Source organism: Acinetobacter sp. AOR12_HL, assembly GCF_027855275.1.
GTDB lineage: Bacteria > Pseudomonadota > Gammaproteobacteria > Pseudomonadales > Moraxellaceae > Acinetobacter > Acinetobacter baumannii.
Genome location: NZ_JAKTIJ010000039.1, coordinates 204,315 through 217,497, shown reverse-complemented (window position 1 = coordinate 217,497; position 13,183 = coordinate 204,315). Strand labels below are relative to the sequence as shown.

The window sequence follows — 13,183 nt, the reverse complement described above, 5'->3', positions numbered from 1 at the left end:
AGTCTCTCGACTGATCTTTTAGTGTTTTACGGCTTTAATAATACTTTGCCTTGACGAGCGCCTTGCGTTGCTCTTTGAGCCGCAGTTTTAATCTCATCAAAACTAAATACACCTTCTACAGGAAGGATTAATTTTTTCTGAGTCGCTAATGTTAGCAGCTCAACAATCAGTTCTTTTTTACGAGCTGCTGGCATTTCTTTATTAACTACACTCGCCCAGAAACCTTTTACTGTCGCTTGTTTGAAAATTAGATCACCCGATGAAATCTGCATGGTTTCGCCAGTCATACTACCGAACGAAACGAGCAGGCTATTTTCACTGAGTAAGTGCAGCATTTCGCCACTTGCACTTCCACCAATCGAGTCCACACCGGCAATCAGAGGTTGGTCGCCATGAATCTGTTTAACTTGCTCTTTCCAGTTAGGCTGATCGGTTGCAACTACATGTTGAATACCTAATGCTTGCATTTCTGCAATTGCATCAGTACGACGAACCAGATTAATCACAGGTAAGCCACGTGCCTGTGCAATCATGGCAACTGTTTTACCGACTGCACCATTCGCCGTGTTTTGAATGAGCCATTGACCCGGTTGAACATTTACAAAGTCGAGTAGCATAAGTGCACTAATTGGCATACCAATCAGTTGTGCTGCTGTTTCATCATCAATTTCATTATTGAGTGGAATAATCCCTTGCGCTGGCGCAATAAAGTATTCAGCCCAACTGCCATGCACAGCCGCAACGGCAATACGTTGCCCGACTTGTACATGAGTAATGCCTTCGCCCAACGCATCAACAATACCAACTGCCTCACTGCCACCAATCGCAGGTAAAGTCGGCTTATAGCCATAGCTTCCACGTACTGTCCATACATCATGGTTATGGATCGGAGACATGATGGTTTTAATACGCACTTCGCCTGCTTTTGGCTCAGGCTTTGGCATATCCGCCTGCTCTAAAACGTCTACAGGTTCGCCAAAATTACGATGGATAATACTTCGCATGCTTTATTCCTCTATCGGTTTTAAGAGTTGTTGGGTGGTTTCTAAGGCTAGATGTAGATGTGCTTTGTCTTGCGACAATTTTGTGAGTAAAGCAGCACCTAACCATAACTGGTACATGACTTGCGCAGTTTTCAAAGGATCAATATGTTTTGGAATTGATCCTTCTTGTTGCCCTTCTTTGAGTAGCAAAGCCAAACGTTGCGTTAGTTTGTGCACACCGTCATTTAGAATTTGACGCATATCTTCTGATAAGTCCGAAACCTCGGCTGCCAATTTCACAATCAAGCAGTTTTCAGCCCAGCTACCATGGACCGGATCATCAATCCACGCCTGCCATAAAGCCATTAAACGGGCATGGGCACTTTGCTCACTGTGCTGCCAAAGCTGTTCCATACGGACTTTATAATTGGCCATGTATTGCTCGAGCAACGCACAGCCAAACGCCTCTTTTGAAGCAAAGTAGTGATAGAACGAACCTTTAGGTACGTCACAAGCCTTTAAAATTTCTTGCAAACCAACACCGACAAAACCTTTATGTAGTACCAGTTCAAAACTGGTATCTAGAATGTGTTGTCGTGTGGTTTCGCTTTTATTTAATCGTTTCATGCATTCATCATAAACAACTATTAGACCAGTCGTCTAGTAAAATTATGTTGCTGGTTAAAATTTGCTTAGAGTAGAAATGTAGAATGAGGAATGTTAAAAATACAACCTGCTTAATTAAACAAATTTTGTCGTTTGTCGTTTAACCGTCACAATTTGTCGCTTTAAATCATTTTATACCACTTGAACAATTTTAAATCGTTATCATATATAGGGTCTGTTGTTTATAACCAGTCACACCTCCCTGCGGCTGATCACTCAACACCTAAATTTTCATCAATACACAATTGAGATGTTTTATGAGCCAAAGTCATATCCGTATTCGAGGCGCACGCACCCATAACTTAAAAAATGTGTCACTCGATATTCCACGCGACAAATTTGTGGTAATTACGGGGCTATCAGGTTCAGGAAAATCTTCTCTTGCCTTTGATACCTTGTATGCCGAAGGACAGCGCCGTTACGTCGAATCACTTTCGGCCTATGCCCGCCAGTTCTTATCGCAAATGGAAAAACCTGAAGTTGACTCGATTGAAGGTTTATCACCAGCGATTGCCATTGAGCAAAAGTCTACTAGCCATAACCCACGTTCAACGGTTGGTACGATTACCGAAATTTACGACTATTTGCGTCTGCTTTATGCACGTGTCGGTACGCCTTATTGCCCTGAACACGACTTACCTATGGTTGCGCAAACTGTTTCTGAAATGGTCGATGCGGTAAAGAACCTTGAGGAAGGCACTGCACTCATGTTGCTTGCCCCTGTTGTTCGTGAGCGTAAAGGTGAATACAGCAACTTGTTCGAACAACTACAAGGTCAAGGTTTTGTTCGTGCCCGTGTTGATGGTGAAATCATTGATATTGATACACCACCAGAACTCGACAAAAAGAAAAAACATACCATTGAAGTCGTTGTTGACCGCTTTAAAGTACGTGATGACTTAGGCAACCGTATTGCTGAATCATTTGAAACTGCACTGCGTTTAGGTGGCGATATTGCAGTTTTATCGTGGATGAATGGCGAACACCCAGATCGCGTTTTTTCTGCAAAACACTCATGCCCTGAATGTGATCGCGCAGTCGCAGAGCTTGAGCCACGTTTATTTTCATTTAATAACCCGTTCGGTGCGTGCCCTGTCTGTGATGGCTTAGGTACACGTAGCCATTTTAGCCCTGAAAAACTCATTCCTAACCCTGAGCTTGCAATTAGTGAAGGTGCTATTCGTGGTTGGGATCGTCAACGTCCTTATTACTATTCAATGCTGCAAAAAGTTGCCGACCATTTCGGTTTTCAACTTGATACACCTTGGAATCAGTTAGATAAAGACACGCAAAAGAAATTCTTACAAGGTACTGGCAAAGAAAAAATCGATTTAAGTTATATCGATGAACGTGGCCGTAAACATACACGCGTGCAACCTTTTGAAGGAATTTTGCCACACCTTGAACGTCGCTATCGTGAAACTGAAAGTAACTATGTACGTGATGATTTAGCACAATATTTGTCTAATGCAGCTTGTGATGCATGTGGCGGTTCACGTCTCAATGAAATTTCACGTCATGTTCGTGTGAAAGACAAAACCATTGCTGACATTACCCGCATGTCGATTGGAGATGCCGAAAGTTACTATCAAGGTATAAACCTTGAAGGTGCCAAAGGTGAAATTGCAGATAAAATCTTTAAAGAGATTCGTGAGCGTTTACATTTCTTGGTGAGTGTTGGCCTGAACTATTTAAGTCTGGCTCGTTCTGCCGAAACACTATCGGGTGGTGAAGCCCAGCGTATCCGTCTAGCTTCGCAAATTGGTGCAGGTTTGATGGGTGTTATGTATGTACTCGATGAACCATCAATTGGTCTCCATCAACGTGATAATGACCGTTTATTACAAACGCTAATTCGCTTACGTGATTTGGGCAATACGGTATTAGTCGTGGAACACGATGAAGATGCAATCCGTGCAGCTGACCATATTATTGATATCGGCCCGGGTGCTGGGGTGCATGGTGGTGTTGTCATTGCTGAAGGTACGTATGATGAGCTGGCTAAACATGCCGACTCACTCACAGGCCAATATCTTTCAGGTAAACTCAAAATTGAAGTGCCAAAACAGCGAACTCAACCACCTAAACCTGAAGAAAAAATTAAACTTTCAGGTGCAGCAGGTCATAACTTAAAAAATGTCGATTTAACCATCCCACTTGGCATTATGACTTGTGTCACGGGTGTTTCAGGTTCAGGTAAATCAACACTGATTAACCGTACGTTACTCCCACTAGCTGCAACACAGCTCAACGGTGCAACGACCTTAACCGCTGAAAAGTTTGATTCAATTGATGGTCTACAACATCTGGATAAAGTCGTTGATATTGACCAAAGCCCAATTGGCCGTACACCGCGCTCTAATCCAGCGACTTATACGGGTCTATTTACGCCAATTCGTGAGTTATTTGCTCAAACACCAGAAGCGAAAGCTCGTGGTTATAGTGCGGGTCGCTTCTCGTTTAACGTAAAAGGCGGACGCTGCGAAGCGTGTGAAGGCGACGGTATGATTAAAGTCGCAATGCACTTCTTACCAGACATGTATGTACCTTGCGATGCTTGTCATGGCAAACGCTATAACCGTGAAACACTTGAAGTCGGCTATAAAGGCAAAAACATTTCTGATGTTTTAGAAATGACGGTTGAAGATGCTGCTGAGTTCTTTAGTGCTATTCCAGTTATTCACCGTCGTTTAGAAACCTTAACTCAGGTAGGTCTAGGCTATATTCGTTTAGGTCAGGCGGCTACTACTTTATCTGGTGGTGAAGCACAGCGTGTCAAACTGGCTCGTGAGTTAGCGAAACGTGATACGGGTAAAACGCTTTATATCTTGGACGAACCAACAACAGGTTTGCATTTCCACGATATTGCCAAGTTACTCGATATTTTGCATGAGCTACGCAACAAGGGTAATACCATTGTGGTAATTGAACATAACCTTGATGTCATTAAAACAGCAGACTGGGTGGTCGACTTAGGTCCAGAAGGTGGTTCGGGCGGTGGTATGATCATTGCCGAAGGTACACCTGAACAAGTAGCCGAGGTCGAGATTTCCCATACGGGACGTTTCTTAAAACCGATGTTGAAGTGATTTCATAGGGCTCGTTAAGAGCCCTTTTTAATTGTCTAATCTGGAAATTAGGTAATCCATATACCTTTTGTAGAAAACTGATTTTTGACCTTTTCTCTGATAAATTTTAATAATTATTTGTTTAATTTTTGAATTAAGTTTAGGTTCCATTGACTGCTTAATCATTTTTGTAGCAATTAAACTACTATTAACATTATTAAAGCGATCATCATTAGGAATTAGCTCAAATAAAAGCTTTTCCCATTCGGCTTCAGTTGCTACTTCTAAAGCGTAAACATGTTCTTTTTTCCATGATTTTTGAATCGTATAATCATATATGACTTCTAAAAGATCCGGCAAACCTTCATAAAGATGTTGTTTTTCATATTTATCAACATAATCATAAAATATATTTTTGCTACGTCTCCAAGATGTAAAAGACTCAATAAAACTTGTTTTATCTTTCTTCAACTCACTATTAATCCATCGATAAATATTTGCTTTTAATTTATAGGCCAATTCTTGTGCATTTAATTTCATTAATATTTCATGAGCATAAACCAAATTCTCAATATCCTCTGTTCCTATTAATAAAATATAGATCTCATACAATTTGCTTGGGAATTCTTCATCAATCTGATTATTCCAAAAATTCTTCCATAATCTGCTTTTCTCTTCTTTAATTCTATTTTTCTCTTCGGAAATCATTTCTGAGTTAGCTAAACTATATAAAATAGGAGAGTCTAAATCTCTCTGCTCAAACCAGTTTTTAAATTGAATAAACCATCCATCAGAGTTGTTAAAGGCCCCATTAAAAACCTTATTAAAGTTTATTAAGGTTTTCGCCCTAATATCATCCAGCTTATCTTTTTCATTTTCATCATAAATTTTAACAAATTCTTCAATTGTAAAATCTTTCCAACTAATTTTTAATTCATTTCCAAAATCCGTAATTAAGTATCCTTGTAGTATTCTAGTCAAAATTATTTCTTTTGTTGAATAAGCGACTTCTGTAGGTAATCTATTAAGAAAATTTTGATATAGCTTGATTACTTTTTGAAAAAATCTAAAATTATGTATCTCTAAGTGATCGGCAAAACTAATCATAAGTTCAACAAGCCGTTCATCAAAACCTGAAGTATTCTCTCTGATCAAAGGCTCGACAGAGCTCAAAATAATTGTTTCATCAACTAGTTTTTCTTTATAGCTACTATATTTATCCTTATTTTTATTATCTGATTTATCTTCATCCAAGATTAAAATAATTTGACAATTTTTTTCTAATTTTAAATAGTTTGCTAAACCCATAACGTCTTTAATATCTAAATTCTTAGACATCCGCTCAAAATCATCAAAACAAATAATTGAGTTTTTAACTTGTAAGAAAAGTAACGACTCTAAAACTCTTGCTGACGTACTCACACCATAACTTGATACTTTCACATCCCTAAATTGAGCTAATGTATTCTTTAAAAGTTGAATAAATTCAAATCTATCAATGTCCGATTTAGCATGTGGATTAAGAGTTAACTTCGTACAAATAGTATTTTTTAAGTCACTTAAATTTTCTATACCAAAAAGAGAAATATAAGCGTATTTTCGACAGTCAAAAATACTTTCATAGTTAATTCTACTAGCTTCATAATAAAAATTCTTTTTATCTCTTATCTCTTTATAAGTGGCATTTTTATAAAACTTGTTCCAAAAGAAAGTTTTCCCAACCCCCCAAGGGCCCGTAATAGCTATTGCTGTACCAATTTTTTCATTTCTTATATTATTTTCTAATAATTCTTTTAATCTTTTTTCTTTATCTAATACATTCATAATTCAGTATATTTCAATCCAATAGGCTCCTAATAAAACATAAATAATTTCATTTTTCAAAATAAGGTTCATAAGGTTTAAATTAAAATTACCCCTCTACAACATTTCGCCCCCGAGCTTTAGCTCTTAAGAGTGAACGATCAGCGTTCTCTAATAACTCCATCCAGCTTGTCGCTCCAATCGCAAACCCAATACTGACCGATACATGCAATTTTTCTTGTGTACCAGATAGATCAATTTCCTCTAAAGAAATCGCAATACGAATTTTTTCGGCCAAGAGACGTGCATCTAAAAACTGCACTTGTTCTAACAAAATTAAAAACTCATCACCACCATAACGAACAATTAAATCAGAAGCCCGTACATTTGCTTTTAATTGATCTGCGATACGCCGAATCACTTGGTCACCCACAATATGACCATATTGATCATTCACGTGTTTAAAGCGATCAATATCAATAATCATCAAACAAGTTTGAGAAAATTTTTGAGGGTAACTCTCAACAATTTTTAAATACTCAGATAAAGCCAAACGATTGGATACACCCGTTAATGGATCTGTATTGGCAATATTTTTAAGCTGGAATTCAAAAGCATCTCGCTGCTTGAGCATCCTTTGTAAACGGTCAATAGCTTCGAACAACGAAATAAATTCGCCTTTTTTAGGTTTCAACTCATCTATTGGGTAATCTGTGCTATGAGATAAATCAAGAATTAAGGTACGGGCCTGAATAAGAGGCTCAAACACCCTTCTCTTTGCATAAATTAGTGTAAGTAACGCTGCTGCTAAGGATATGCTTGAAATGAGTAAAGTAAGGAAAAACTTCTTTTTTGCTAAATAGTTTTCTTGAGATGCAATCAAGACGCTTTTATTAAGTAAAAACTTTTGCAAATCAATAACCGTGGTAAATTTATCAACGATCTGGTCTGTCAGTTCTGTTCCGTTTAAATGATAGGCTTGGTGCTTTTGGCTTTCATCTAAAAGCTGACCCACAATAGGTACGCCTTTATCTAAAAATTCAGTTTTAACCCTTGAGTAAAGGCGATGATATTCCGGAGTTTTAGCTTGCTCTGACTGTAGTGTGTCTACAAGTGCCCATAAGTAGCGTGCTTGCTGCTGAGTCTGCAAAGACCGCGCCCGATTATCATTAGGTATGGTTTCTTTAAAAGTCACAGGCGCAATAACATTAGATGCGGTACGACCAGCTTGATCCCGCATATCGGTCAACACCACAATCAAAGTAAAATAATTGTTAATTTGGCTATCTTTACTTTTTAACTGTAGCATCAAATTTTGTAAAACTTCTCGGCAGCTATCCCAAGCTCCAAACATAGCCAAAATTGCATTATCGAATTGTATAGAGCTTCTCGCTTGTTCAGGAGTTGCAACATAATAGTCAACTACAGCACGCGCCTGTTTTAAATCATCTCTAAATTTAGTATCTAAGGTATTTGCTAAATCGGTATAACCTTCTTCTTTTAAAATATGAATAGTTTCATTAAGTTGGCGATCAACAGAGAGGCGATATTCTTTTAAGTTTTTTTGATTTTTTAAAAAGTCGGCAGCGTTACTCGACATTAATTTATTTGCGGGCGCACGTTCTTTAGAGACTTTATTTGCAACTTCAGCAATTGATCTTAAGCTTTTAATTTCAACCAAAGCCTGTTTAGTTTTTAAGTACTCTTGATAACTGCTGACAATAAGCGGAACCGCCATAAACAGTAAGGACAAAATAATGACCAACATGAAGAAAAACAGTCGATTACTGATATGTTCTGAACGTAATCCTGACATTTCTAGCTGGTACTCCGTAAATGTCCTACCATGATCACTACTATAGAATGAAGTAATTAATCCGCATCCTAGCACTTTACTGAACAGAAGTTCAGCAACAAAGTTCGATTAACGCAATATACGCTTTCATCTTTTCTATTTCTTAAAAATTTGATCGAAAGAGCAAATGATGGCTATAGCAAAACTCCATTTTACAGATGATGTAAATTTAGCAATCCTATAATTAGCTTCTTTTTCCTCTTGGATGTTTCTCCCAGCATCCTAAACCCAGCCCTCAGCTGGGTTCTTTTTTATACACACTCAATAGAAGAAATTTCATGTATTTTTTTAATAAATATTAATGTTTTCTTATAGATAAAAAAAAGCTCAACCTTGGGGAAAGCTGAGCTCGTAAAGTCTGATGTGATAACACATCGTATCTGGGAAAGCACTTCCAACTCTAAAAAATGTTAGATAGTGAACTTTGCAATTGAATTGTGTGACTTATCTCTAATTTTGTAAAGTTGATTAAATTGATCAGAATTAATTTTTTAATCGTTTTTTTAGTTTAAAAACATATTTTCTTTGCTTTATTCAATTATATAATAATTCAAAATAGATAGATTATTTAGATGAACTTATCAAAATAGTGTTAACTATTACTCAAAATACAGCAAAATTGAAAAAAGAATAATGTTTGAGTGACTATTTATTAAACAAGTCGACAAATAAATTAACGTTAAAACCGATTAATAAAATCGCTTTTTCCAATTGTAAATGTAATTATTTTTAAACTATTTAGTGTCAATTCCCTATGAAACTTAAGGTTTAGACTCTTGTTAATGTTCATTTTTTTAGCAGGTTGACATAATACACTTCAATTGTTGTTTTTTTAACCATTTTTAACATAAGTGTCAAATTTCCTTAACATTACGTTTCATCTATTATTGACTTCATAAATTGTTACAATACAATGACCCCAGCTTTATCTCTTGTTAATGCTGGAAATGATTATGAAAAAACTTGGTTTAGCCACTGCTGTATTATTAGCCATGACCGGTGCTCATGCTTATCAATTTGAAGTTCAAGGTCAATCTGAATATGTTGACACAACTGCAAATGATAAAAACTTCACTGGTACTGCTCAAGGTACTTATTACTTCAAAAATGTTGATGCATCTAAAGGTCCTTTAGCTGAAGCAGCTTTCTTAAACCAAGCATCTAACGTTTCTGTTGCTTATAACTATATCAAATATGATGAGAAAGACACTGTAAATGTTGAATCTCATACTTATGGTGTTAAAGGTGAAGCATACCTTCCAACTCCTTACTTACCAGTTTATGCTAGCGCATCTTATAACCACACTATCAATGATTTTAAAGATGGCGTGAGCGATGACAACGGTGACCGTTATGCATTAGAAGCTGGTGCAATGTTGTTACCTAACTTCTTAGTTGCAGTTGGTTATACAAGCGTTGCTGATCAAATTTCTTTAGATGCGTTCGGTGTTAACAAATACGGAATCGCTAAAGCAGTTGGTGAATCAGTTGCTATTGATGAAAAACAAGATGCTGTAACTGCTCGTACTAAATATGTTGGCAACATCGATGGCACTAACATGGCTATTGGTTTTGAAGCATTTGGTGTATTTGCTGAAGACAACGCTTACGGTATGAAAACTGACCTTTTCGTAACTCCTAAGTTAAGTGTTGGTGCATCTTTTGCGGATGTGTCTGCATTTAATTCTGGTTACGACCATGTTTGGGGTGGTCACACTCAATACTTCATCACTCCTGCTGTAGCAGTTGGTGCTGACTTCGTTAAAGCAAATGCGAAAGATGGCAACCCACGTGATACACAAACTATCGGCTTAAATGCTAAATTCCGTTTCTAATTTAATTTAGAAATTGAATTAAAAAAAAGGACTCAATTGAGTCCTTTTTTTATGACTATTAACTGCGTACGATATTTAAGAAATGTAAATGACGTTCGTACTGATCAATAATATCCTGAATCAAATCTTCCTGAGTCCAGTCCATTACATCATAGTTTTGTCCGCCTTCTCTCAAAAATACCTCAGCTTGAAAATACTGACCGTCTTCTGCTTCTGTACGACCAATTAAAAAACTTGGAGGTACTGTTTCACGTGAAACAACTTTATAAATAAAATTAATTTCATGATGATGATCGACTCGAAGCTGCATTCCATCTTCCACTTCACTAATCGACACCTCAAGATGACGGCGTCTAAACTCATGCTGAATATTTTCAAAAGCACGTGAAACCTGCTTTTCAATATATTGCTTCACCTCTTCTTCACTATGAGGATAATGCATGATTAAACCAAGACGCTGCTGCCAGCTTCTAGGGTTATGAATGGCACGTGGTGTAATGCGAGCCTCTTGAATTGCTATCATTTTAGTGACATCAAGATGCAAGGCTTTTATTAGGCCCCAACTCATTAACAGCATGACTACGGTAAAAGGCAACGCACTCATAATGATTGAAGACTGAAGCGCCGCAAGACCGCCCACCAAGAGTAAAATAATAGCCAGCACCGCCATAAGCACTGTCCAGAACAGGCGCTGCCAAGTAGGTGAATTTTCTGTTTTTGCTGTTAAGTAGTCAGTAACCAATGCCCCTGAGTCAGCAGAAGTCACAAAGAATAAAACCACCAAAATAGTCGCCAGAATATTCATGACACCTGACCATGGCAAGTGTCCTAAAAACTCAAATAGAGCAACTGACGAGTCTTGCTGAACAGCCTGAATTAAAGTGGTTTGATGTTCATGGATAATGCTAAATAACGCGGCATTTCCTAAAAAGCCCATCCAGATAATGGTAAAGCCTGTTGGAATGAGGAGTACCCCAACAATAAATTCTCGAATGGTACGACCACGTGAAACCCTTGCGATAAACATACCTACAAATGGCGACCAAGAAATCCACCAAGCCCAATATAAAATAGTCCATCCCCCAATCCATCCATTCGGCTGATAAGCATATAAATTGAATGTCATGGTAAAAAGGTTAGAGATATACTGCCCAGTGTTTTGAATAGTGGTCTGAAGTAAATAAATACTAGGGCCAGCGATAAAAACGAATACTAATAATATTAAAGCTAATACTAAGTTTAGCTCTGATAAACGTTTGACCCCTTTATCTAGTCCTAAGAACACAGATAATGAAGCGAGAATACTCACAAAAATAATGAGTAAAACCTGAGTAGTGGTGCTTTGCTCAATACCAAATAGATAATGTAAACCAGAGTTAATCTGGGTAACACCAAATCCGAGAGAAGTCGCTACACCAAATACCGTACCAATGGTCGCAAATATATCGATGCTGTCGCCCCACGGTCCATAAATCTTTTTACCAATCAGTGGATACAGTGCTGAACGGGTTTTTAGCGGTAAATTATGCCGATAAGCAAAATAAGCTAATGCTAAACCGACCACGGCGTAAATTGCCCATGCATGTAAGCCCCAGTGGAAAAAGGTTACACGTAAAGCTTGTTGTGCTGCTTCAATTGTCTGCGGCTCACCGCTTGGTGGGTTGACATAGTGCATGACAGGTTCAGCCACACCAAAGAACATTAAGCCAATACCCATACCCGCAGTAAACAACATGGCAAACCATGATCCGTTACTATATTCGGGCTGGCTATGGTCAGGACCTAATTTAATACGTCCAATCGCAGAACAGGCAATATAAATGAGTAGGATAAGAAAGAAGGCAACCGATAAGACATAGAACCAACTAAAAGAATCGGTGATCCACTGCTTTAACTGTTGCGTGAGAAGTTCAAAAGAACTCGGAGCGATCACAACAACTGCTAAGAACAAAGCAATAATAATGACCGTACCCAAAAAGACATTGGGATTAACATTTGCGAACCAACTCGCTTGTTTGGAAGGCATAAATCCTCCATGTTATTTTAATGAAAATGACAGGCTTAAAGCCAATAAAGACATTCAGGAATGAACAAAGTTATATCTTTCAATAGAGAAAGCCGATAATACTTTAAATAAACTTAAATAATATTGCAGTTACAAAGGTGTAAATAAATTAAAACATCTCCTTCTTTATTTATCAGAATTCTTTTTAGGCGTGTGCTTAATATATTGTAAAGCGATTAAACGCGTGACTATTAGGGCTAAATACATCACTCCACAAAACATCTGTAACATCGCTAAAACACGTGCTGGTGGACTAAGGGGCATTAAGTCAGACAGTCCCGTAGCTGACTGCAAACTAAAGCTTAAAAACAGTAAATCTAACCAAGTTTGTAAGTGATGGATGTGGTTTGGATTTTGAAAGCTATTAGGAATGAGTAACTGACAAATGTTATATAAAAATGCAAATCCCCAAGCCAGCAAGGTAAAAACTGCGGCAGCTGCAAACAACTCATCGCGGGTTAAATATCGGTCGGCAAACATATAGCGAAATAAACCATAAGCAGCCGAAAAGTAAGCTAAGGCTTCACAGCTATGGGCAAAAATCTGGATGGTTAAATTGCTATAGCCTAATAAAATAAAGACCGAAGCTATAATTGCCCCACTGACAAATGCGAGCCCCAGAAAAGTGAACATAGGTGTTTGGCGAATAACTTTAGCAATAATGAGTAATGCAAGTACCCCTAGCGCCCAAGTTAAGGTCCTATAAGCCTCGTTATCAAAAGTCAGCATAGCCAGAATAAGTAAAATGAATTGTACCAACAGCAGCCATGCAGAAGGCAACAATCGAAAGCTCGACCAGAATTCAATGATAGATCGCATTTAATTATTTTCCATTTTTTCATTATGTTTTGGATTATAGAAAATCATACTGTACAAAAAATAGGATAAACAAGTTGTTCTTTATTAAG

Annotated in this window: 8 protein-coding genes; 2 read left to right on the top strand and 6 right to left on the bottom strand. The window is 37.7% G+C overall.

Annotated elements, in window-relative coordinates:
* Positions 1-26: 26 nt before the first annotated feature.
* A complete protein-coding gene (locus tag MKL36_RS17855) occupies positions 27-1,004 on the bottom strand; it encodes a zinc-binding dehydrogenase (RefSeq protein ID WP_021510197.1) in 978 nt (325 codons plus the stop codon).
* A gap of 3 nt (positions 1,005-1,007) precedes the next feature.
* Entirely contained in the window at positions 1,008-1,610 is a 603-nt protein-coding gene (locus tag MKL36_RS17850) for a TetR/AcrR family transcriptional regulator (RefSeq protein WP_000826319.1), read from the bottom strand.
* Positions 1,611-1,906: 296 nt separating this feature from the next.
* On the opposite strand from MKL36_RS17850, the gene uvrA reads away from it, so the two are divergent.
* Entirely contained in the window at positions 1,907-4,738 is a 2,832-nt protein-coding gene (gene uvrA / locus MKL36_RS17845) for an excinuclease ABC subunit UvrA (RefSeq protein ID WP_021510198.1), read from the top strand.
* A gap of 27 nt (positions 4,739-4,765) precedes the next feature.
* Here the strand turns inward: uvrA and MKL36_RS17840 are convergent, their stop codons facing one another.
* The gene (locus MKL36_RS17840; RefSeq protein WP_021510199.1) at positions 4,766-6,541 is read right to left on the bottom strand and encodes a P-loop NTPase fold protein; all 1,776 of its coding nucleotides are present in this window, start codon (positions 6,539-6,541) and stop codon (positions 4,766-4,768) included.
* Positions 6,542-6,629: 88 nt separating this feature from the next.
* Positions 6,630-8,336 carry a GGDEF domain-containing protein gene (locus MKL36_RS17835; protein WP_000016109.1) on the bottom strand — a complete coding sequence of 569 codons (1,707 nt, stop codon included), beginning with the start codon at positions 8,334-8,336 and terminating at the stop codon, positions 6,630-6,632.
* A gap of 992 nt (positions 8,337-9,328) precedes the next feature.
* On the opposite strand from MKL36_RS17835, the gene omp33-36 reads away from it, so the two are divergent.
* Positions 9,329-10,210 carry a porin Omp33-36 gene (gene omp33-36, locus MKL36_RS17830; RefSeq protein WP_000733010.1) on the top strand — a complete coding sequence of 294 codons (882 nt, stop codon included), beginning with the start codon at positions 9,329-9,331 and terminating at the stop codon, positions 10,208-10,210.
* A gap of 58 nt (positions 10,211-10,268) precedes the next feature.
* On the opposite strand, the gene MKL36_RS17825 is transcribed toward omp33-36, so the two are convergent.
* Both MKL36_RS17825 and MKL36_RS17820 read right to left on the bottom strand, forming a co-directional pair.
* Positions 10,269-12,236: a BCCT family transporter gene (locus MKL36_RS17825; RefSeq protein WP_001139472.1), complete on the bottom strand. Its 1,968-nt coding sequence runs from the start codon at positions 12,234-12,236 to the stop codon at positions 10,269-10,271.
* Positions 12,237-12,401: 165 nt separating this feature from the next.
* Positions 12,402-13,094 carry an ion channel gene (locus MKL36_RS17820; RefSeq protein ID WP_001256565.1) on the bottom strand — a complete coding sequence of 231 codons (693 nt, stop codon included), beginning with the start codon at positions 13,092-13,094 and terminating at the stop codon, positions 12,402-12,404.
* Positions 13,095-13,183: the final 89 nt, after the last annotated feature.